The sequence below is a fragment of the Microbispora bryophytorum genome (assembly GCF_043197435.1).
Classification (GTDB): domain Bacteria; phylum Actinomycetota; class Actinomycetes; order Streptosporangiales; family Streptosporangiaceae; genus Microbispora; species Microbispora bryophytorum.
On record NZ_JBICTF010000001.1, the window covers coordinates 773,359 to 793,263 of the forward strand.

The window sequence follows — 19,905 nt, forward strand, 5'->3', positions numbered from 1 at the left end:
CCCGACGAGACGCCCCGAACCCCTTCTGAGCGCCTGGGACAACAGTGGCCGGGGGCGCTTGCAGCTCGGTTGAAAAACGCTTGCAGTCCCCGGCGACGGGTCACTCGTGGTCGGCGCCGGCGGCCACGACCTCGTCGCCCGTCGCGAGCTCCTCACGGCGCACGACGACCGTGCTGATCCGGTTGCGGCGCCCCGCCAGGTTCTCGGCCGTCAGGCGCAGGCCGCCGACCACCGCCTCGGAACCCGCGATCGGCACCCGGCCCAGGGCGTGCGCCAGCAGGCCGCCGACCGTGTCGACGTCCTCGACCTCGATCTCCGCGTCGAACAGCTCGCCGAGCTCGTCGACCGGCAGCCGCGCGGTCACCCGCACCGCCCCTTCGTCCAGCCATTCGACCCGCGGGGCCTCCTGGTCGTACTCGTCGGCGATCTCGCCGACGATCTCCTCGATGACGTCCTCGATGGTGACGAGGCCGGCGGTCCCGCCGTACTCGTCGATGACGATGGCGAGGTGGATCTGCCGCGCCTGCATCTCACGCAGCAGTTCGTCGATCGGCTTGCTCTCCGGCACGTACGTCGCGGGCCGCATGAGCTCGTCCACCCGCACGCCGCCGTCGCCGGTGTCCTGAATCCGGCGGACGATGTCCTTGAGGTAGGCGATGCCGACCACGTCGTCCTCGTTCTCGCCCGCCACCGGGATGCGGGAGAACCCGCTGCGCAGGGCCAGCGAGAGCGCCTGGTGCAGCGTCTTGCCGCGCTCTATGAAGACCATGTCGGTGCGCGGCACCATGACCTCGCGCACCAGCGTGTCGCCGAGCTCGAAGACCGAGTGGATCATCTCCCGCTCGTCGGGCTCGATGACCCTGCGCTGCTCGGCCAGGTCGACGAGGTCGCGCAGCTCGGCCTCGGAGGTGAACGGGCCCTCGCGGAAGCCCTTGCCCGGGGTGAGCGCGTTGCCCAGCAGGATCAGCAGCTCGGGCAGCGGGCCGAAGATCCGGGTCAGGCCGTACACGATGGGCGCGCCCGCCAGTGCCACCGGCTCGGCGTGCTGGCGGCCGAGCGTACGCGGCATGACCCCGACGATGACGTAGCTCACCAGGATCATCACCACGGCCGCCAGGGTGTACGCCTGCCCGCGGTCGCCGAGCCAGTCGATGAACAGCAGCGTGGTGATCACCGTCGCGACGAGCTCACAGCTCAGACGCAGCAGGAGCACCAGGTTGAGATAGCGCGGCGGGTCGGCGACGATCGCCTGCAGCCGCACCGCGCCGCGCCGCCCCTCCTTGACGAACTCCTCCGCGCGCACTCTGGAGATGCGGGTCAGCGCCGTCTCCGCGCTCGCCAGCAGGCCGCCGGCCACGATCAGGAAGACAGCGGAGAGCAGCCAGCCGTCGTTCACGGCTTACGCCGCACCTCCCGCCACGCACTGAGCAGTTCGTCCTGCAGACCGAACATCTCGGCGTGTTCCTCGGGCTCGGCGTGGTCGTAGCCGAGCAGGTGCAGGATGCCGTGGGTGCACAGCAGCTCCAGCTCGTCCTGCGCGCCGTGCCCGGCCTCGGCGGCCTGCTTGGCCGCCACCTGGGGGCACAGCACCACGTCGCCGAGCAGCGCCGGGTCGGGAGACGCGTCCTCGTCCCGGCCGCCGACGTTGGGCCGCAGCTCGTCCATGGGGAAGGCCAGCACGTCGGTCGGGCCCGGCTCCCCCATCCACTGCTCGTGCAGCTCGGCCATCGCCGCCTCGTCGATCACCAGGATCGACAGCTCGGCCAGCGGGTTGATCCCCATCCGGCCGAGGACGTGCCCGGCCAGCTCGACCAGCGCCGATTCGTCGACCTCGACGCCGGACTCGTTGGCCACCTCGATACTCACGGGGTCTCCTCACCCGTCATGGTCGCGCTCACCGCCGGTTGTTCCGCGGCCGCTTGTTGATCACGCGCGGCTCCGAGGCCATCGCGGCGTCGTAACGGCCATATGCGTCGACGATGTCGCTCACCAGCTTGTGCCGAACGACGTCGGCGCTGGTCAGCCTGCTGAAATGGATGTCCTCGATGCCCTCGAGGATGTGCTGGACGACCTTCAGGCCGCTGTCCTGCCCGCCGGGCAGGTCGATCTGGGTCACGTCGCCGGTGACCACGATCTTCGAGTTGAAGCCGAGCCTGGTCAGGAACATCTTCATCTGCTCGGGCGAGGTGTTCTGCGCCTCGTCCAGGATGATGAAGGCGTCGTTGAGCGTCCGGCCGCGCATGTAGGCGAGTGGCGCGACCTCGATCGTCCCGGCCGACATCAGGCGGGGGATCGAATCGGGGTCGAGCATGTCGTGCAGCGCGTCGTACAGCGGCCGCAGGTACGGGTCGATCTTCTCGTAGAGCGTGCCGGGCAGGAAGCCGAGCCGCTCCCCCGCCTCGACGGCGGGGCGGGTGAGGATGATCCGGTTGACCCGCTTGTTCTGCAGGGCCTTCACGGCCTTCGCCATCGCCAGGTACGTCTTGCCGGTGCCGGCGGGACCGATGCCGAAGACGATGGTGTGCTTGTCGATCGCGTCGACGTACCGCTTCTGGTTGACCGTCTTCGGGCGGATGGTGCGGCCCCGCGAGGACAGGATGTCCAGGGACAGCACCTCGGCCGGACGGTCGGTGGCCTGCCGCAGCATGTGAATGCTGCGCTCGACCGCGTCTGGGGACAGCTCGGCACCCGAGCCGACCAACTCCACCAGCTCCTCGAAGAGGCGGACGACGACGCCGCTCTCCTCCGGACTGCCGGTGATCGTGATCTCGTTGCCCCGCACGTGGATGTCAGCGCCGAAGGCGCTCTCGATGACCCGTAGCAGCTCGTCACCCGACCCGAGGAGGCTGACCATCGGCTGCCCCTCTGGGATGACTACCTTGGCCTGGGTCTTGTGGATGTGCTGTGACTCGGACATGGGCGGCCCTTGCGGCCCTGATCGCCTCCCTAGTTCCTTCTCATGGTAGTGCCCTCCCCCCAATCTCCGCCCCGTCGCGTCACCCGGAGCGGCGCCTCGCGGCGCACCACTGCGGACACCGCCCCGTCCGGGCGAATCCTGGGGGCCGGGCACTGCCGCTCAGCCGGGGGGCCAGGTGAGGTCCCGGCCGCCCAGAACGTGCGCGTGGACGTGGAAGACCTCCTGCCCTGCCCCCGCGCCGGTGTTGAACACGATCCGGTAACCGGTCTCGGCCACGCCTTCCAGCACGGCCACCGCATGGCAGGTCTTGAGGAGGTCGTCGGTCAGGCCGTCGTCGGCCGCCGCCAGCACGGCGGCGTTCTCGTGGTGAGCCTTGGGCACGACGAGGACATGGGTGGGGGCCTGCGGGTTGATGTCGCGGAAGGCCAGCGCCCGTCCGGCCTCCAGGACGATGTCCGCCGGAACCTCCTTGGCCACGATCTTGCAGAAGAGGCAGTCGCTCACGCGCGAAAGCCTAGCCGTTGACGGTAATTGATGACTGCGATGATCCCCCCGGCTAGTGTGAGTGTGCGAGACTGCACCAGAAAACCCCCCTAGTGTCGGGCGAGGACACCGCTGGGCCATGCCCCCTAATGATTCGGAAGAACGTAAACCCCCCGGGGATGACGAGCGTCCTATTGATGTGACCACCGAGACCCTCGTGGCCGACAGGTCGTTGGGAACGGTGCCCGTCGGATGGGATGCCGACATGGCCGTGACGGCGCTTTACAGCGCCCACTATCGGTCACTGGTGCGTCTCGCCGTGCTGCTGGTGCGTGATGTCGCCAGCGCGGAAGAGGTCGTTCAGGATGCGTTCGTCGCCCTTCACGGCGCCTGGCGCAGGCTGAGAGACACCGACAAGGCACTGGCCTACCTTCGCCAATCGGTCGTGAACCGCTCGCGTTCCGTGCTGCGGCACCGCGCGGTCGTCGAGAAGTACGCGCCCAAGGGGCTGCCGGACGCGCCGAGCGCGGAGAACGGCGCGATCGGTGAGCTGGAGCGTTCCGCCGTCATCGAGGCACTCCGAGGTTTACCGACCCGCCAGCGCGAGGCGCTGGTGCTGCGATACTACGGCGATCTGTCAGAGGCCGAGATCGCACACGCGATGGGGATCAGCAAGGGCGCGGTGAAGAGTCACACGGCCCGCGGCATGGCCGCACTACGGATGGCACTGGAGCAGTTCTCATGACCTTCCCGCCCGACGACGAGTACGGCGAGTTGCTCCGCCGTGCCCTGCGCGCGGAGGCGGACTCGGTCGTGCCGTCTCCCGAAGGACTCGAAATCATCCGCGGGCGCATCGACCGGCGCGGTCTGCGCGGCCTGCGGAACATGCTGTGGTGGCGCATCGGAGCGGCCGCCGCGGGGGCCGTGCTCGTCGCCGGCACGGTCGTGATGATCGTCCCCAGCCTGCGCGACCAGGTGGCGCAGTCCACCGGCATCTCCCCCGCCGGCGACGAGCGCGAGGACCAGACGGACACCTCGTCGGTGACCCGGCCCCCCAACCTGCCGCCCTCGCGTCCGGTCGTGATCGTGCCCGTCACGCCGAGCCCGTCCCGCGAACGGCCCACTCCGTCGCCGACGCACAGGGTGGGCGTGACCACCAGGCCGTCGCCGTCGCCGTCCGATCCCTGCGTCACGCCCACCCCCCAGCCCGGGGTGATCGAGCCCGACGCGGTCGTCCCGCCGACGTGCTCACCGACGTCGGTGACGCAGCCGCCCGCGGTGACGCCCTCGGCCTCGCGCCGTCCCTCGACGGCTCCGCCCACCAGGTCCGCGCCCCCGGTCACCCCGACGACCACGGCGCCCACGGTGACGGCCACCCCCGAGTCGGCGAGCCCGTCGCCCTCGCCCTGACCCGGCCCGCCGCTCATCCGGGGATACGACCGGCGCCCCGCCCGATCACCGGTGCCGTCTCAACCGGCTCTCACCAGCGCCCGCAGCGGGACAGCAGGACGGCCGCCGCGGCCACGCCCGCCGTCGAGGTGCGCAGCACCGTCGGCCCCAGCAGGGCCGGCGTGGCTCCCGCGGCCCGCAACGTGGCGATCTCCTCGTCGGTGACGCCGCCCTCCGGGCCGACGATCACCACGATGTCGCCCGGTTCCTCCGGCAGAGGCAGACGGCTCAGCGGCTCGGCGGCCTCCTCGTGCAGGACGACCGCGAGCGCCGCCGCCGAGACGAGCGAGCCGACCGCCGCGGTCGTGGCCTGCTCGGTCACCACGGGCAGGTGGAAGCGCCGGGCCTGCTTGGCCGCCTCGCGGGCCGTGCCGCGCCAGCGGGCGAGGGCCTTGGCGGCCCGGTCGCCCTTCCACTGGGTCACACAACGGGAGGCGGCCCAGGGGACGATCACGTCGACCCCCGCCTCGGTCATCATCTCGACCGCGAGCTCGCCCCGGTCGCCCTTGGGCAGGCCCTGGACGACGACCAGCCTGGGCCGGGGCGGCGGGACCTCGAACCGGCGCAGCACCTCCGCGGTCAGCGAGTCCCGGCCGGCCGCCGTGATCGTGCACTCGGCCACCCGCCCCGCGCCGTCGGTCAGGTCGATCCGCTCCCCCGGGCGCAGGCGGCGTACGGCGGCGGCGTGCCGCCCCTCCGGACCGTCGAGGACGATCGTGTCCGCCGCCTGGCCGGCCGCGTCCGACAGGAACACGGGAACACTCATGCGATCAGCTCAGCGGCCGTTGAAGGCGTCCCGCAGGCGGGAGAAGAAGCCCTGCTGCCCCGGGGAGAACTTGCCGGCCGGCCGCTCCTCCCCGCGCAGTTTCGACAGCTCGCGCAGCAGTTCCTCCTGCGGCGGGTCAAGCTTGGTCGGCGTCTCGACGTTCACGTGGATCAGCAGGTCGCCCCTGCCGGTCTCGTTGAGCCGCTGAACGCCCTTGCCGTACAGGGGGATGACCTGACCGGCCTGGGTGCCGGGCCGCACGTCGATCTCCTCGGGTCCGTCGAGGGTCTCGACCGTGATCAGGGTGCCGAGCGCGGCGGCGGTCATCGGGATGTGGACCGTGCAGTGCAGATCGTCGCCGCGTCGCTCGAAGATCTCGTGCGGCCGCTCGGCGATCTCCAGGAACAGGTCGCCGGGAGGCCCGCCACCGGGGCCGACCTCGCCCTCGCCGGCGAGCTGGATGTGCGTGCCGTCCTCGACGCCGGCCGGGATCCTGACCTTGATCGTGCGCCGGGTCCTGACCCGTCCCTCGCCCGAGCACTCCATGCAGGGGTGCCGGATGACGCTGCCGAAGCCGCCGCACTGGGGGCAGGGACGGGAGGTCATGACCTGGCCGAGGAACGAACGGGTCACCTGCGAGACCTCGCCGCGCCCGTGGCACATGTCGCAGGTGTCGGGGTGGGTGCCGGCCGCCGCCCCGGAGCCCTGGCAGACCTCGCAGACCACGGCCGTGTCGACCACGATCTCGCGGGTCGTGCCGAAGGCCGCCTCCGACAGGTCGAGTTCGACCCTGATGGTGGCGTTGCGGCCGCGGCGGGCACGGGACCGGGGCCCCCGCGTGCCGCCCGCCGAGCCGAAGAAGGCGTCCATGATGTCGCTGAACGGAAAGCCCGCGCCGAAGCCGCCTGCTCCGGCCCCCGCGGCGCCGCCGAACGGATCGGCGCCCATGTCGTACATGCGGCGCTTGCCCGCGTCGGACAGCACCTCGTACGCCTGGTTGATCTCCTTGAACCGCTCCTGGGTCTCCGGATCGGGGTTGACGTCCGGGTGCAGCTCACGGGCGAGACGGCGGTACGCCTTCTTGATCTCTTCCTGGCTGGCGTCGCGCCGTACGCCAAGGGTCGCATAGTAGTCGTTGGACACTTATGACCCCGCCAGGATCTGGCCGACGTAACGCGCCACCGCGCGCACCGCACCCATCGTCACCGGATAGTCCATTCGTGTCGGGCCCAGCACTCCGAGCCGGGCCAGTTCTCTGTCGCCCGCACCGTATCCCGCGGCCACGATAGAGGTGCCACGTAGCCCGCTGTAGGGGTTCTCGGATCCGATGCGGACGGTCAGTCCGGACAGCCCGCCGGTCTCTCCCAGCAGGCGGATGAGGACGACCTGCTCCTCCAGCGCCTCCAGCACGTCCCGCAGGCCGATGCTGAAGTCGGCGGCGGCGAGGTTGGCCGTCCCACCAAAAGCAATCTTCTCCTCGTGCCGCTCGACGAGCGTCTCGAGCAGCACGGACAGGATCGTGACCGCCACGGGCCTGTCCTCGGGAGGCAGGCGTTCGGGAACGTCGGCCACGGTCTCCGGCACCCGGGACAGGCCGCAGCCGTCCAGGCACGCGTTGAGCACGGCGCGCAGGTTCGCGACCCGGTCGTCGGCGATGTCCTCCGGCAGGTCGACCACACGCTGCTCGACCCGCCCGGTGTTGGTGATCAGCACCAGCATGACCCGGCGCTCCGCGAGCGGGACGATCTCCACGTGACGCACCGACGACCTGGTGAGCGAGGGGTACTGGACCACCGCGACCTGCCGGGTGAGCTGCGCGAGCAGCCGCACCGTGCGCATGACGATCTCGTCGAGGTCCACCGCCCCGGCGAGAAAGGTCTCGATGGCCCTGCGTTCCGCGCCCGACAGCGGCTTGATCTGCGACAGCCGGTCGACGAAGAGGCGATATCCCTTGTCGGTCGGCACCCTGCCCGCACTGGTGTGCGGCTGGGTGATGTATCCCTGCTCCTCCAGCGCCGCCATGTCGTTGCGGATCGTCGCCGGGGAGACGCCGAGGTTGTGCCTGTCCACCAGGGCCTTGGATCCCACGGGCTCGTTGGTGGACACGTAGTCCTCGACGATGGCGCGCAGGACGGCGAGTTTGCGGTCGTCGAGCAATCGTCACCTCCCTGTGCCTGGAAACACCGACTCTGGCACTCTGTGTTCCCGAGTGCCAAGTGTACGGCTACCACCCCACGTGGTGCGATAACGCGACGGCACCAGGACAAGCGAGCTGCAAATCGACCACAAGCCGCATGGTCGACTCTTCACCCATGCACGAGAACCAGACCTCCTCGCCGGCCGACGTTACCCTGCGGATGCCGCACCCCTTCGCCTCGCCGTACGCCGGCTCCCTGCCGATCCGGCCCCGGCTGCTGTGGATCCTCCTTTCCTGGGTGCTCTTCGTCGTCCTGCTGGTGGCGGGCGCCGGCGGGTTCACCGGCGGCCTGTTCTCCACGCTCGGCGACGCCGCGCCCGCCACGATCTTCTCCGGCGGGCAGTCGGTGACCGTCGCGCTCAACCCGGCGGACAAGCCGGCGATCTACGCGGCCGTCGACCAGCCCACCGACGTCCGCTGTCAGCTCGGCGACGGCGCCGACCCGCGGGTGCGGCTGACCCCGCCGGCCGTCTCTCAGACCCTCACGCTGAACGGGACGACCTGGGAGCTGCTGTTCGAGGCAGGCGTCCCCGAGGCGGGCACCTATCAGCTCTCCTGCGAGGGCGACGAGGTGCGCTTCGGCGTCGGCAAGCAGCTCACCGGCGTGGCCGGCCTGCTGGCGGGCGGCGCCGTCGCGCTGCTGGCGCTGCCCACCGTCGGCTTCCTGGCTGCGCTGATCGTGACCGTCGTCGTGCTCGCGCGCCGCTCCGCGGCCCGCCGCCGCCCGGCGTGATTTGCTAGCGTTCCCCGCATGTACGGGCGGGACGTGCTTTCCGGAGACTGGCGGCGGCCACGGCGGGGGCAGATCCCCGAGATCGCGGCCGAGCTCGACCTCGTGGTCGAAGACGCCGAGGGCCGCTTCTGCGGCGCCGTGGTGGCCTGCGACAAGGAGGCCGTGACGCTGGAGGACCGGTTCGGCCGGCGCCGGGTGTTCCCGCTGACGCCCGCAGGATTCCTCCTCGACGGCAAGCCGGTGACGCTGGTGCGCCCCCAGGCCGGTCCGAAGGGGCCGCTGCGCAGCGCCTCGGGGTCGATCGCGGTCGAGGGCCTGCGCGCACAGGTCGCCAGGGAGAGCCGCATCTACGTCGAGGGCGTCCACGACGCCTCGCTGGTGGAGAAGATCTGGGGCCACGACCTGCGGGTGGAGGGGGTCGTCGTCGAATACCTGGAGGGCGTGGACGACCTGCCGGCCATCGTCGAGGAGTTCGGCCCCGAGCCGGGCAGGCGGCTCGGGGTGCTCGTGGACCACCTGGTGCCCGGCTCGAAGGAGAGCCGCATCGCCGCCCGGGTGTCCGGCGACGACGTGCTCGTCGTCGGTCATCCGTTCGTGGACATCTGGCAGGCGGTCAAGCCCCGGGCGCTCGGCATCGCCGCCTGGCCGGACGTGCCGCGGGGCGTGCCCTGGAAGGAGGGCGTGATCGACGCCCTCGGCTGGCGGATGGACCCCCAGGAGACGTGGCGCCACATCCTGGGCCGGGTCACGACCTACGCCGACCTGGAGCCCGAGCTGCTCGGCCGCGTGGAACAACTGATCGACTTCGTCACGGCTCCATAGGCGTCCGCCTCGCCGTCCTGACCGCGCGACGGGCCGGGCACCGTCCGGCCACGCCTGACCGTCTTCCGACCGTCCTACGGGGTCAGATCGCGGACGACGGCGTCGGCGAGCAGCCTGCCGCGCAGCGTGAGCACGGCCCGTCCGGCCTTGAACGCCTCCACCTCGAACAGCCCGTCCGCCAGCGCCCGCGCGCAGGCCGTACGGGCCTCGGGGGCGATGTCCGCGAGCGGGAGGCCCGAGACGAGGCGCAGCTCCAGCATGACCCGTTCGACGGCCCTGTCCTCCGCCCGCAGCACCTCGCGGGCGTGCGCGGGCGAGGTCCCGGCGGCCAGGCGGGCGGCGTACGCGACGGGGTGCTTGACGTTCCACCAGCGGGTGCCGCCGACATGGCTGTGCGCCCCCGGCCCGGCCCCCCACCAGTCGCCGCCGGTCCAGTAGAGCAGGTTGTGGCGGCAGCGGGCCTCGTCGCCCGCGGCCCAGTTGGAGATCTCGTACCAGCTCAGGCCCGCGGCCGTCAGCATCTCCTCGGCGATCAGGTAGCGGTCGGCCGCCACGTCGTCGTCCGTCATCGGCAGCTCGCCGCGACGGATCCGGGCGGCGAGCCTGGTGCCGTCCTCGACGATGAGGGAATACGCCGAGACATGGTCGGGCCCGGCGGCCAGCGCGGCCTCCAGCGAGGCCCGCCAGTCGTCGTCGCTCTCCCCCGGCGTGCCGTAGATCAGGTCGAGGTTGACGTGCTCGAACCCGGCCGCGCGGGCCTCCCGTACGGCCTCGGCGGGGCGGCCGGGGGTGTGCCGCCGGTCGAGGACGGCGAGGACGTGCTCGCCGGCGCTCTGCATGCCGAAGCTCATGCGGGTGAACCCGCCGGCTCGCAGCTCCTTCAGGTAGGTCGGGTCCACGGACTCGGGGTTGGCCTCGGTCGTCACCTCGGCGTCCGGCCGCAGGCCGAACTCCTCGCCGATGGCGTCGAGGATCCGTACGAGGTCGGCGGCGGGCAGCAGGGTCGGCGTGCCGCCGCCGAAGAAGACGGTCTCCACGGGCGGCGCGGCGTCTCCCAGCACGCGCCTGGCCAGCCGGATCTCCTCGACCGCCGTGGCCGCGTAGTCGCGTTGCGCGGCGCCGGGGCCCAGCTCGGCCGCCGTGTAGGTGTTGAAGTCGCAGTAGCCGCAGCGCGTCGCGCAGAACGGCACGTGGACGTAGAAGCCGAACGGACGGGAGCCGAGCCCGTCGAGGGCCTCGGACGGCAACTCGCCGCTCGGGGGGACGGGGTCGCCGTCGGGAAGCACTGAAGGCACGCTCTCCAGTCTGCCGTCACTCGCGCGCTGCCCTCGACGCCCCGATCACGGAGACCACGCCGACCACCGACCACCGACCACCGACCACCGACCACCGACCACCGACCACCGACCAACCCGATCACGCGATCTACGATCACGGCACGATTCCGGGGGTTCCGGCCCTATAAGGGCATGGGCCCCCTATCCACCTTTGTCGCACTCGACCGAATATCGCGCAATTTGTTGTGCCGGGTTATTCTAATGCGCCCCCGCTCGGCCGCCGCGCAACGCCATGACAAATCACTTCCTCATCGAGACCAGTCGCCGTGCACGCCCGGGAGCCGAACATCCGGCGATTCTCGCAGCACCCTGGGCGAGGGTTCCAATCTTTCCTGGGGAAACTCAAGGCTGCGCCAGCCGCTTTTACCGGCCGCCCGCGAGGGGATCAACCCGCCGAGTGCGTCGATCTTCGTTTCCGGTCTCCGGACGGCCGGAACCGCAGTGCACGCGCACATTGCGACAGGCGGCTTCAGGGTGCGGGTAATCGGGGGTAATCATGCGTGACGGCGACCAGGTGAACGGCGAGGCGAGCGAGCTGACGCGACGCCGGTTCATCCAGTTCTCCAGCCTGGCGGGCACTACCATGCTCACGGGCGCGGGCATCCTCGCCGGCGCCGAGCACGCGCTGGCCGCGGCGTCGTCGACATGCGCCAAGGGCCCCGATCCCAAGAAATGCGGCAAGACCACCGACTCGGACTCTCTCTGGCAGCACATGCAGAAATGTCACAGCAACAACACCTGCCTGCAGAACCACGCCGACTACGTGGTGATGGGCGGCGCCAAGAGCAAGAAGAAGTACGTCAACTACATCCTCGTCCCCACCGAGCGGGTCAACGGCATTGAGTGCCCGTGGATATGCGACAACAGCGCACCGAATTACTGGAGCGCCGCCGACTACTACGCCACCCAGCCTCCCACCGTGGTTCCCACCCCGGTGGGGTTGGGGATCAATTCGAAGCAGGCCAGAGATTTCGACCAGTTGCACATCCACATGGCACGGGCGCGCTGGGAGTCCTGGCACGACCTCGCCGCCCAGGACAACCTGGCCGCCAGAACCGTGGCGAACTGGGCGGACTCGCGCGTATCGGTCCGGGGCTTCAGCGAGACCCTCGGGATCATTCCGCACACCTACCGCGTGCTCATCTGGCCGGGATTCACGCACGACAACCTCTTCGCCATGCTCAGGAGCATGCTGGTCCGCGCCCTCGGACACGGAGGGACGACGGCCAAGGCCCAGGCGATCATGCAGTACCAGACGCTGATCGTGATACCACGGCCCGCCGGCGGCTACTACATCGTCAACAGCGAGAAGGCCGTGCGCGACCCGAACAACCCCAAGCTGGTGGGAACCGACACCTGCGACCCCCTGCTGCTCATACATCCGTGACCCGCTACCGCCGGCCCCGGCGGCGGTGCGGCCGGGGCCGGCCTGAACAAGCCGCACACCGGGCACGGGCGGCGGCTTGAACTCGTAAGGCAACTTGCCACCACGCCAAGCCGCCACCAGGCGGTACAGCTCGGCGCCCGCGTCGTGCATCACCGCCTGGCGCTGAGCACCGCATGATTTGCGATACGCAACCTAGCCGGTCACGAGGTGCAAGGACCTCACCAACGCCGTGGCCTCGCCGAGGAGTTGTTTCTCCGCCTGGCTCAGCGTCGGGTTGGCCGCCCGTATCGCTAGGGCCCCATCGAGGTCGATCACATCGTCCACCTCGTTGAGCAGAGAAGCCAGGGCGGTGCGGGCTGCGGGCGCCTCGGCCCGGGGACTCACCGCGACCTCCGCCAGGATCAGAGCTGATATACCCCGGTCCAGCGCGGGTGGGCCCTCCTTCGCGTTGGTCCAGTCGATCACTATCGGCCCTTGACGCGTGAGCATCACGTTCTCCGGGTGCAGATCAAGGTGGAGGACACGATCCGCTGGATTGGTCGAGACCCGCGGCGGGAGAGCATGGAGACGGCGTAGCAACCCCGCGAGCATCACACCGGCTTCTTCTGGTGTAATCCGACCCTGCTGAGCTGCCTCCACCATGGTCGAGCCAGATAGCCGCTCCATCACCAGGTCCGCGCCCACACTCCGCCCGACACGCGGCGCCGGATAATCCTGGCTGCGGACGTAGGACATGACGGCCGCCTCGGCGGACGTATCACCACCGTCTCGATAGCGGCGCAGCACCCACGCGTTGTCAATCGCGAATACATCCGCAGTGCGGCGGGAAGCGAGTAAGGGGCCGGGTTGCATGTCAGGATCATAGGGCGACGACGAAAGACCATATGCCGGAAACGTGCAGTGCAGTACTCCAGGCCGGTGGCGATTGCTTGCTGATCTAATCGACGGCCCGTCAATCGGGACGTAGACCTCCACCTGGGTCAAGCGCCGATTCGTCGTACTCGCCGCCCGGTACGCGGCCCTTGCCGACGGCTCGGGAGAACTGGCTCTGGCACCCACTTCGTGCGTTGACCCGCCTCCGTCGGCGAGGACCTTAGATCAAAGGAAACACACCGCTGGCCCATAGAGAAGGCCCGCAGGGTGTGGCATGCCCTGCTCCTCGGCGAGATGCGATAGACGATCCAGCCCTCACGCGGCCCCGCTCACCTCGGGCGTGGCCGCACCTGTGTCTACGACCCGCGCCGCTCCTCCCCCGCCCCCCGATAGCTGCCGACATCAGTGGCCCGACCGAGGTGTCATGCCGTCTTCGCGTGTCCATCCACCAACGACGTACACCGCGACCCCGGCCCCCAACCCGCACAGACGGAATTGACACCGACCAAGGGCCACGAACAATCGAGCAGCGGGGGCGGAAGAGGTTGGAGGTGCCCATCTGAAGAGACAGCCAGACGTCATGAGATGCGCGATCTTCCGAATCGTTATATCCGTAGAATCCCCGACTATGACTACCAATCGGACCGTGTCGTTCGATGTCCACGTCAGCTATCGTCTGATCTATCTCGACGACCTCGCCGACGACATGGGGGCTCCGGAAACCTTCCTCGATGACCACCCCGAGCACCCTGTGGGCATCATTCGGGTGAAGGACGGTAAAGGTCTCCTGGTCACGGGCCTGCACACGGGGATGGTCGGCTTCTCGGTGACCGTGTCGGACCGCGATCCAGGGCCGGACGTCAACGAGTACGAGGACATCGTGGAAATCAGCTTCCACACCCAGACAGGACAAATCTTCCTTATCGAGTGGGGAGGCGAGGGATTTCACAAGCTACCCGACTTGTCGTCGGGCCCGGGCTGGTACCGATTGCGGTATCACGCCGTCCACATGGACCGGGCCACAGAATCGGACTGCTCGACTGATGCCATCATCGATCGTTATCTGCTGCAGATCTGGCCACAAAATGAGTCCATCCCCCAAGTAGTCAAGAGCACGAGTCACACGCTCACCCAGTGGCGCAATGCGAAGTGACTTCCAACGTAGGACAGGACCGATTTCCGTGCCGATGGGCGACCTCGCCAAGGAGTGAAAGGCGTGGATACGCAGCCGGGACCTGACTCAGGCGGAGCCCGGGAGGACCTCGACAACCTCTTTCATCCTGGCGATCGAGCCCAAGTCAAGGTGACGGCGCTCCGCATCGCCGCGCGGCTCTGCGTCCGCTCGGCGGCCGGGCATGCGGCCTGATGAGAGCTACCGGGTCGGCTTCAAGCGTCGGGCAGACTCGGTAACGGTAGCCGTCGACAGGTGAGCACTCGTGCGGCCGGGACCCTTGGCGCTCAAGGGCAACCTCGGCCGGCTCAAGAAGCTCAAGGTCCGCCACCCCGGCCTCAAGGTCCTGATCTCCCTCGGCGGCTGGACCGGCCCCCAATACTTCTCCGACGCCGTCCTCACCCCAGAGTCCCGCGGCGCGCCCAACCGGCAAGCGCTACCGCGACCTGCTCGCCGGCACCCTGTGGCTCTACGACTGCAACGAGTTCTGGTCCTACGACGACCCCGCCGTCCTGCTGGAAACGCCGCCTGCATCCGCCTCAAGGGCCTCGGCGGCTCCATGCTGTGGTCCATCGACCAGGACGACGCCAAGGCCTCCCTCACCACCGCCCTCTACTCCGTCCTCCGCTGACCCGCTGCGCGGAAGGGGCACCCGGCCCCTTCCGCACGGCAGCCGGGCAACCGCTTGCGGTCGGCCCAGAGCGGCGACGAGATCTCCGGCATAGGCACCTCCGGTGCGGGCACGGGGGGCCCGGGCATTTCGCCCGGCTCGGAGCCGGCTACGAGGCAAGCAGGTGGAAGCCGATGATCACGGCTGCTGAATCAGGCACTCCGTGCCCGACCCGTGCATGATGTGACCAGGCCCGTCGTAGGCGATGGTCACCGATCCGGGGATCACGCACCCACCGTTCAGCGCTTGGGCGACCTCCGCTTCGACCGACCGGTTCACCCCCGCTCCCGATCGCCGGGGTCCCACCGCCCTTCGTGTCGTTGGTCGCCCGGGGGACGCGCGATGAGCGCCGCCGTCACCTGGTGCGCCCGCGCGTTGAGACGGCGAACGAAATCGACGAATTTCTCCAACTGGTCATCGTCGTAGTCGGAGACGATCGCAAGGAACTCCGACTCCACCGTGGCGAAGACCTCCTCCAACGCCGCCTCGTGTCGTCCGGTCGAGCGGATCAGCACCTTGCGGCGGTCGAGGTCGTCCCGATGCCGCTCGACGAAGCCGCCACGTTCGAGCCGGTCGACGACCGACGTGATGGCCGACGTGCTCAGGCCGGTGAGCTCGGCCAGCCGTCCCGCCGTGAGCTCCGGCTCGTGGCGGGCCAAGTCGAGGCACTTCAGATCGGTCGGACCGAGCCCGAATCGGTCCGCGATCGCCTGGTGCAGCACGACTCCGCGGCCGGCGTTCTCACGCATCGCCTCCATGAGAGATCGCAGTGCCTCGGATCGGTGGGTTGACACGAACACTCCACATCGTTCATAAGTTGAATATCTCGATTGATCGAGACTTCCCAGGCATCGGACGAATTTTACCTCAGGAGGCTGATCATGACCACAGAGTCCGCGCCCGTCCTCGTGGCCGGAGCCGGTCTGGCCGGACTGTCCACCGCGATGTTCCTCGGCCTGCACGGGGTGCCCGCGCTCGTCGTGGAACGCCATGCGGGCCTGTCGACCCAGCCCAAGGCGCGGGGGCAGATGCCTCCGACGATGGAGGCGCTCGCCACGGCCGGTGTGGCCGGACGATTCCTGGAGGCCGCACCGCCCGGGGGAACCGAGAGCATCATTGTGATCGCGGAGAGCGTCACCGGCAGGGTTCTGCACAACTTCGTGCAGACCGCGCCGGACTTATCCGGCTTATCCGCTGCTCCGATGGCCGCGACCAGTCAGGAACGCGCTGAGCGCATCCTCGCCGACAGGGCCGTCCAACTGGGAGCCGAGATCAGGTTCTCCACCATCCTGGAGTCCTTCCGGCAGGAGGACGAGGGGGTCGTCGCCACGCTCCTTGACACCGCCACCGGGCGGCGGCGGACCGCGACCTCCCGCTACCTGGTCGGCGCGGACGGCCACAGAGGCACGATCAGGGACGCCGCCGGCATCGCCGCGCACGGACGGACCTCGTCCCAGCCCGCCCGAAAAATGTTCCTGCAGTTCGAGGCCGATCTCGACGTCACGCTCAGGGGGGCCACCTTCGGCCTGTTCTACCTCCGAAACCCCGCCCTGCCCGCTGGATCGGCCACCGTGGTCACCACCGACCACCCCGGCCGGTACGTCGTGAGCTGTGTGTTCGGCCCGGATGAGAAACCCGATCGGGACGAGCTCACCGAGATGCTCCGCATCGCCTGTGGCGTGCCGGACCTGGACGTAACGATCGTGGACGCGGCGTGGTCGTCCTCGGGTGAGCATGTCACCCGTGTCGCCGACACCTTCCGCTCCGGGCGGGTCCTCCTCGCCGGCGACGCCGCCCACCTGATGCCGCCGACCGGCGGGCAGGGCGGCAACACCGCCGTCATGGACGGGTATCACCTCGCCTGGAGGCTCGCGTACGCACTGGCCGGTGTGGCGGGTCCCGGCCTGGTCGCCTCCTACGACGCCGAGCGACGCCCCTACACCGACGCCCTCGCAGAGCAGCAGTACGCGAACATGGTCCAGCGCCAGGCGCCGCACCTGCGTGACAACACGGTCGCGGAGATCATGGATCCCGCGATCGCGTTGTTCGGATACGTCTCGCCGTCCGGCGCGTTCGTCCCCGAACCGGGCGAGGAGCGCCCGCTCTTCGAGGATCCGGCCTCGCCCTCGGGACGTCCGGGAACCCGGGCGTCCCACGTGCGGCTCACCCGCGAGGGCGCGCCGATCTCGGCCCGCGACCTGTTCGGCACCGGGTTTACGGTGCTCGCCGGCGCCGAGGGAGGGATGTGGGAGAAGGCGGCGACCGAGGCCGCGCGGAATCTTCATGTTCCCATCGAGACGTACGTCGTCGGTGGCGCGGCGGGGCTCGGCGACCCGGACGGCCGGTTCCCCGCCGCGTACGGGGTCACCTCGACTGGAGCCGTGCTCGTGCGGCCGGACGGGATCATCGCCTGGCGGTCACCCGGCGAGGCCGGCTTGGTGGAGCTGGAAGGCGCGCTGCGTACGGTCCTCGCGTGAGCTGTTCGTGATCAGGATGCGACGACGCCGCTGCGGTCTCCGAGCACACGCTCGGCGACCTGGTCCCACTTGTCGCTGTGGCCGGGGACGCTGAGGATCTGCAGCAACAGGTCCCGGTCGCCGTGGTAGGCCCGGAACGCCTCGGCGATCGTCACGCTGTCCGAGGGCCGGTCGAGCACCTCGATCTCGTCTCCCGCGCCGAGATCACCCTGCTCGATCACCCGGAAGTACGCCCCGGTGCGGCCCGCCTCGGTGAAGCGCTTCACCCAGCCGCGCTCGTCCAGCCAGTTGCGGAACACCACGCAGGGGATGCGAGGGGCGGTGACCTCCAGGACGGCCGTGCCGACCCGCCACCGCTCCCCGAGGACCGCGCCGGTCAGGTCGGCCCCGGACGTCGTGAGATTCTCCCCGAACTGGCCGTCGCGCAGGTCGCGGCCCATGCGGGGCTCCCACCAGTCGTAGTCCTCCCGCGCGTAGGCGTACACCGCCTGGTCCGGGTGGCCGTGGTTGGCGACGTCGGCGCGCTCGTCGCCCGCCAGGCCGTTCTCGCGTACGGCGACCCGGCCCTCGATCTTCCGCTTGTCGATGGCGGTCCGCCCCAGGTTGCCGGCCCACTCGACGTCCACTGCCCGGCCCACGTTGACAGAGAGGATGCGCATGATCAAACGTTAACCGAGGGTCATGTTTCTCCGCGAACACAATTAAGTGCCGGTCAAACCAGGGATTCCTACTTCTTGTTCTTGTCCGGGGCCTCGGACGAGAGGGCGGCGACGAAGGCCTCCTGGGGGACCTCCACCCGGCCGACCATCTTCATCCGCTTCTTGCCTTCCTTCTGCTTCTCCAGCAGCTTGCGCTTACGGCTGATGTCACCGCCGTAGCACTTGGCGAGGACGTCCTTGCGGATGGCGCGGATGTTCTCCCGGGCGATGACGCGCGCGCCGATCGCGGCCTGGATGGGCACCTCGAACTGCTGCCGCGGGATGAGCTCCTTGAGCTTCTTGGCCATCTCCACGCCGTAGGCGTACGCCTTCTCGCGGTGCACGATCGCGCTGAACGCGTCCACGGTCTCGCCCTGCAGCAGGATGTCCACCTTGACCAGGTCGGACTCCTGCTCGCCGGACGGCTCGTAGTCGAGCGAGGCGTACCCGCGGGTCTTCGACTTCAGCTGGTCGAAGAAGTCGAAGATGATCTCACCGAGCGGGAGCGTGTACCGGATCTCGACCCGGTCCTCCGACAGGTAGTCCATGCCCTGGAGCTGCCCGCGGCGGCCCTGGCACAGCTCCATGATCGCGCCGATGAACTCGGACGGCGCGAGCACCGTGGCCTTCACCATCGGCTCGAAGATCTCGCCGATCTTCCCGGCCGGGAACTCCGACGGGTTGGTGACGACGTGCTCCCTGCCGTCCTCCATGATCACCCGGTAGATGACGTTGGGCGAGGTCGAGATCAGCGACAGGTTGAACTCGCGCTCCAGCCGCTCCCGGACGATCTCCATGTGCAGCAGGCCGAGGAAGCCGCAGCGGAAGCCGAAGCCGAGCGCCGCCGACGTCTCCGGCTCGTACACGAGCGCGGCGTCGTTCAGCCGCAGCTTGTCGAGGGCCTCGCGCAGCTCGGGGTAGTCGTCGCCGTCGATCGGATAGAGCCCGGAGTAGACCATCGGCTTGGGGTGCTCGTATCCGCCGAGGGCCCCGGAGGCGGGCTTGACCGCGTTGGTGACCGTGTCACCGACGCGGGACTGGCGCACGTCCTTCACGCCGGTGATCAGGTAGCCCACCTCGCCGACGCCGAGCCCCTGGTCGGACGGCATGGGCTCGGGCGAGATGACACCGATCTCCAGCAACTCGTGCTGCGCGCCCGTGGACATCATCAGCACGCGCTCGCGCCTGGACAGATGCCCGTCGACCACCCTCACGTACGTCACGACGCCCCGGTAGGTGTCGTACACCGAGTCGAAGATCAACGCGCGGGCGGGGACGTCGGCGTTCCCGACGGGCGCCGGGACGTGCTGGACGACGTGGTCGAGCAGCTCCCTGACCCCGTCGCCGGTCTTGCCGGACACCCGCATCACGTCGGCGGGGTCGCAGCCGATCAGTCCGGCGATCTCCTCGGCGTACTTGTCCGGCTGCGCGGCGGGCAGGTCGATCTTGTTGAGCACCGGGATGATGTGGAGGTCGGCGTTCATGGCCAGATAGAGGTTGGCCAGCGTCTGGGCCTCGATGCCCTGCGCCGCGTCGACCAGCAGGATCGCGCCCTCGCACGCCTCCAGCGACCGGGACACCTCGTAGGTGAAGTCCACGTGGCCGGGCGTGTCGATCATGTTGAGGACGTGGCCGTCCCACGGCAGCCGCACGGCCTGCGACTTGATGGTGATGCCCCGTTCCCGCTCGATGTCCATGCGGTCGAGGTACTGTGCGCGCATCGACCTGTCGTCCACCACGCCGGTGAGCTGCAGCATCCGGTCGGCGAGTGTCGACTTGCCATGGTCGATATGCGCGATGATGCAGAAGTTGCGGATCAACGCGGGGTCGGTCTGGCCAGGCTGAGTGCGCACCGAGGTCCGTTTCGACAAGATGATTGACTGCTGATCGGGCGGGCCGTCCGCCTCGCCTCGCGCTCGGCGGGC

General features: G+C 69.4%; 20 protein-coding genes. 8 read left to right on the forward strand and 12 right to left on the reverse strand.

What is annotated here, in order from left to right; all coding sequences use genetic code 11:
* Window positions 1–100 precede the first annotated feature (100 nt).
* From ACGFIB_RS03635 to ACGFIB_RS03650, 4 genes are all read right to left on the reverse strand, one after another.
* Entirely contained in the window at window positions 101–1,396 is a 1,296-nt protein-coding gene (locus tag ACGFIB_RS03635; protein WP_191051945.1) for a hemolysin family protein, read from the reverse strand.
* The gene (gene ybeY / locus ACGFIB_RS03640; RefSeq protein WP_142568198.1) at window positions 1,393–1,866 is read right to left on the reverse strand and encodes an rRNA maturation RNase YbeY; all 474 of its coding nucleotides are present in this window, start codon (window positions 1,864–1,866) and stop codon (window positions 1,393–1,395) included. Before ybeY ends, ACGFIB_RS03635 begins: the two co-directional genes overlap by 4 nt.
* Before the next feature lie 28 nt (window positions 1,867–1,894).
* Window positions 1,895–2,917, reverse strand: a complete 1,023-nt coding sequence (locus ACGFIB_RS03645) for a PhoH family protein (RefSeq protein ID WP_142568197.1) — start codon at window positions 2,915–2,917, stop codon at window positions 1,895–1,897.
* 159 nt (window positions 2,918–3,076) lie between these two features.
* Window positions 3,077–3,421, reverse strand: a complete 345-nt coding sequence (locus ACGFIB_RS03650) for a histidine triad nucleotide-binding protein (protein ID WP_229689611.1) — start codon at window positions 3,419–3,421, stop codon at window positions 3,077–3,079.
* Window positions 3,422–3,665: 244 nt separating this feature from the next.
* Between ACGFIB_RS03650 and ACGFIB_RS03655 the strand changes: the two genes are divergently transcribed.
* Together ACGFIB_RS03655 and ACGFIB_RS03660 are read left to right on the forward strand one after the other, a co-directional pair.
* Window positions 3,666–4,145: a SigE family RNA polymerase sigma factor gene (locus ACGFIB_RS03655; protein ID WP_111697223.1), complete on the forward strand. Its 480-nt coding sequence runs from the start codon at window positions 3,666–3,668 to the stop codon at window positions 4,143–4,145.
* The gene (locus ACGFIB_RS03660) at window positions 4,142–4,810 is read left to right on the forward strand and encodes a hypothetical protein (protein WP_393368186.1); all 669 of its coding nucleotides are present in this window, start codon (window positions 4,142–4,144) and stop codon (window positions 4,808–4,810) included. The genes ACGFIB_RS03655 and ACGFIB_RS03660 overlap by 4 nt, the downstream gene beginning before the upstream one ends.
* Before the next feature lie 70 nt (window positions 4,811–4,880).
* Here ACGFIB_RS03660 and ACGFIB_RS03665 read toward each other — a convergent pair whose 3' ends face one another.
* Genes ACGFIB_RS03665 through hrcA form a run of 3 tightly spaced genes read right to left on the reverse strand, consistent with a single transcriptional unit; the run spans window position 4,881 to window position 7,772 of the window.
* Window positions 4,881–5,615, reverse strand: coding sequence for a 16S rRNA (uracil(1498)-N(3))-methyltransferase (locus ACGFIB_RS03665; RefSeq protein ID WP_357246559.1), 735 nt, complete (start codon window positions 5,613–5,615; stop codon window positions 4,881–4,883).
* A 9-nt stretch (window positions 5,616–5,624) separates the two neighbouring features.
* Window positions 5,625–6,758 carry a molecular chaperone DnaJ gene (dnaJ, locus tag ACGFIB_RS03670; RefSeq protein ID WP_191051940.1) on the reverse strand — a complete coding sequence of 378 codons (1,134 nt, stop codon included), beginning with the start codon at window positions 6,756–6,758 and terminating at the stop codon, window positions 5,625–5,627.
* The gene (gene hrcA, locus ACGFIB_RS03675) at window positions 6,759–7,772 is read right to left on the reverse strand and encodes a heat-inducible transcriptional repressor HrcA (RefSeq protein WP_142568192.1); all 1,014 of its coding nucleotides are present in this window, start codon (window positions 7,770–7,772) and stop codon (window positions 6,759–6,761) included.
* A gap of 155 nt (window positions 7,773–7,927) precedes the next feature.
* Between hrcA and ACGFIB_RS03680 the strand changes: the two genes are divergently transcribed.
* Complete coding sequence (locus ACGFIB_RS03680; protein ID WP_393368189.1) at window positions 7,928–8,545, forward strand: hypothetical protein; 618 nt, start codon at window positions 7,928–7,930, stop codon at window positions 8,543–8,545.
* 18 nt (window positions 8,546–8,563) lie between these two features.
* The gene (locus ACGFIB_RS03685; RefSeq protein WP_393368191.1) at window positions 8,564–9,367 is read left to right on the forward strand and encodes a DUF3097 domain-containing protein; all 804 of its coding nucleotides are present in this window, start codon (window positions 8,564–8,566) and stop codon (window positions 9,365–9,367) included.
* 74 nt (window positions 9,368–9,441) lie between these two features.
* Here the strand turns inward: ACGFIB_RS03685 and hemW are convergent, their stop codons facing one another.
* The gene (hemW, locus tag ACGFIB_RS03690) at window positions 9,442–10,662 is read right to left on the reverse strand and encodes a radical SAM family heme chaperone HemW (protein ID WP_393368194.1); all 1,221 of its coding nucleotides are present in this window, start codon (window positions 10,660–10,662) and stop codon (window positions 9,442–9,444) included.
* A 538-nt stretch (window positions 10,663–11,200) separates the two neighbouring features.
* Between hemW and ACGFIB_RS03695 the strand changes: the two genes are divergently transcribed.
* Window positions 11,201–12,091: a CDP-diacylglycerol diphosphatase gene (locus ACGFIB_RS03695; RefSeq protein ID WP_357246546.1), complete on the forward strand. Its 891-nt coding sequence runs from the start codon at window positions 11,201–11,203 to the stop codon at window positions 12,089–12,091.
* Between the two features lie 192 nt (window positions 12,092–12,283).
* Here the strand turns inward: ACGFIB_RS03695 and ACGFIB_RS03700 are convergent, their stop codons facing one another.
* Complete coding sequence (locus ACGFIB_RS03700; protein WP_393368196.1) at window positions 12,284–12,943, reverse strand: phosphotransferase; 660 nt, start codon at window positions 12,941–12,943, stop codon at window positions 12,284–12,286.
* A 649-nt stretch (window positions 12,944–13,592) separates the two neighbouring features.
* Here ACGFIB_RS03700 and ACGFIB_RS03705 point away from each other — a divergent pair.
* Both ACGFIB_RS03705 and ACGFIB_RS03710 read left to right on the forward strand, forming a co-directional pair.
* Window positions 13,593–14,117, forward strand: a complete 525-nt coding sequence (locus tag ACGFIB_RS03705) for a hypothetical protein (protein WP_393368198.1) — start codon at window positions 13,593–13,595, stop codon at window positions 14,115–14,117.
* Window positions 14,118–14,400: 283 nt separating this feature from the next.
* Window positions 14,401–14,766, forward strand: coding sequence for a hypothetical protein (locus ACGFIB_RS03710; protein ID WP_393368200.1), 366 nt, complete (start codon window positions 14,401–14,403; stop codon window positions 14,764–14,766).
* A 314-nt stretch (window positions 14,767–15,080) separates the two neighbouring features.
* On the opposite strand, the gene ACGFIB_RS03715 is transcribed toward ACGFIB_RS03710, so the two are convergent.
* Window positions 15,081–15,554 (reverse strand): MarR family winged helix-turn-helix transcriptional regulator, encoded by a 474-nt coding sequence (locus ACGFIB_RS03715; protein WP_357246536.1) that lies wholly within the window; start codon window positions 15,552–15,554, stop codon window positions 15,081–15,083.
* Window positions 15,555–15,686: 132 nt separating this feature from the next.
* Here ACGFIB_RS03715 and ACGFIB_RS03720 point away from each other — a divergent pair, with 132 nt between their 5' ends.
* Window positions 15,687–17,282: an FAD-dependent monooxygenase gene (locus ACGFIB_RS03720; protein WP_393368203.1), complete on the forward strand. Its 1,596-nt coding sequence runs from the start codon at window positions 15,687–15,689 to the stop codon at window positions 17,280–17,282.
* Between the two features lie 11 nt (window positions 17,283–17,293).
* Here ACGFIB_RS03720 and ACGFIB_RS03725 read toward each other — a convergent pair whose 3' ends face one another.
* Window positions 17,294–17,941, reverse strand: coding sequence for an MOSC domain-containing protein (locus tag ACGFIB_RS03725; protein ID WP_357246530.1), 648 nt, complete (start codon window positions 17,939–17,941; stop codon window positions 17,294–17,296).
* A 68-nt stretch (window positions 17,942–18,009) separates the two neighbouring features.
* On the reverse strand, window positions 18,010–19,833 hold the full coding sequence (gene lepA, locus ACGFIB_RS03730; RefSeq protein ID WP_229689961.1) for a translation elongation factor 4: 1,824 nt from the start codon (window positions 19,831–19,833) through the stop codon (window positions 18,010–18,012).
* Window positions 19,834–19,905: the final 72 nt, after the last annotated feature.

What these genes read in the sequence shown, in the direction of transcription:
- ACGFIB_RS03645 (WP_142568197.1), bottom strand. Translation starts at nt 2,917, where the DNA reads ATGTCCGAGTCACAGCACATCCACAAGACCCAGGCCAAGGTAGTCATC.
- ACGFIB_RS03655 (WP_111697223.1), top strand. Translation starts at nt 3,666, where the DNA reads ATGGCCGTGACGGCGCTTTACAGCGCCCACTATCGGTCACTGGTGCGT.
- ACGFIB_RS03660 (WP_393368186.1), top strand. Translation starts at nt 4,142, where the DNA reads ATGACCTTCCCGCCCGACGACGAGTACGGCGAGTTGCTCCGCCGTGCC.
- ACGFIB_RS03665 (WP_357246559.1), bottom strand. Translation starts at nt 5,615, where the DNA reads ATGAGTGTTCCCGTGTTCCTGTCGGACGCGGCCGGCCAGGCGGCGGAC.
- ACGFIB_RS03680 (WP_393368189.1), top strand. Translation starts at nt 7,928, where the DNA reads ATGCACGAGAACCAGACCTCCTCGCCGGCCGACGTTACCCTGCGGATG.
- ACGFIB_RS03685 (WP_393368191.1), top strand. Translation starts at nt 8,564, where the DNA reads ATGTACGGGCGGGACGTGCTTTCCGGAGACTGGCGGCGGCCACGGCGG.
- ACGFIB_RS03695 (WP_357246546.1), top strand. Translation starts at nt 11,201, where the DNA reads ATGCGTGACGGCGACCAGGTGAACGGCGAGGCGAGCGAGCTGACGCGA.
- ACGFIB_RS03700 (WP_393368196.1), bottom strand. Translation starts at nt 12,943, where the DNA reads ATGCAACCCGGCCCCTTACTCGCTTCCCGCCGCACTGCGGATGTATTC.
- ACGFIB_RS03705 (WP_393368198.1), top strand. Translation starts at nt 13,593, where the DNA reads ATGACTACCAATCGGACCGTGTCGTTCGATGTCCACGTCAGCTATCGT.
- ACGFIB_RS03715 (WP_357246536.1), bottom strand. Translation starts at nt 15,554, where the DNA reads ATGCGTGAGAACGCCGGCCGCGGAGTCGTGCTGCACCAGGCGATCGCG.
- ACGFIB_RS03720 (WP_393368203.1), top strand. Translation starts at nt 15,687, where the DNA reads ATGACCACAGAGTCCGCGCCCGTCCTCGTGGCCGGAGCCGGTCTGGCC.
- ACGFIB_RS03725 (WP_357246530.1), bottom strand. Translation starts at nt 17,941, where the DNA reads ATGCGCATCCTCTCTGTCAACGTGGGCCGGGCAGTGGACGTCGAGTGG.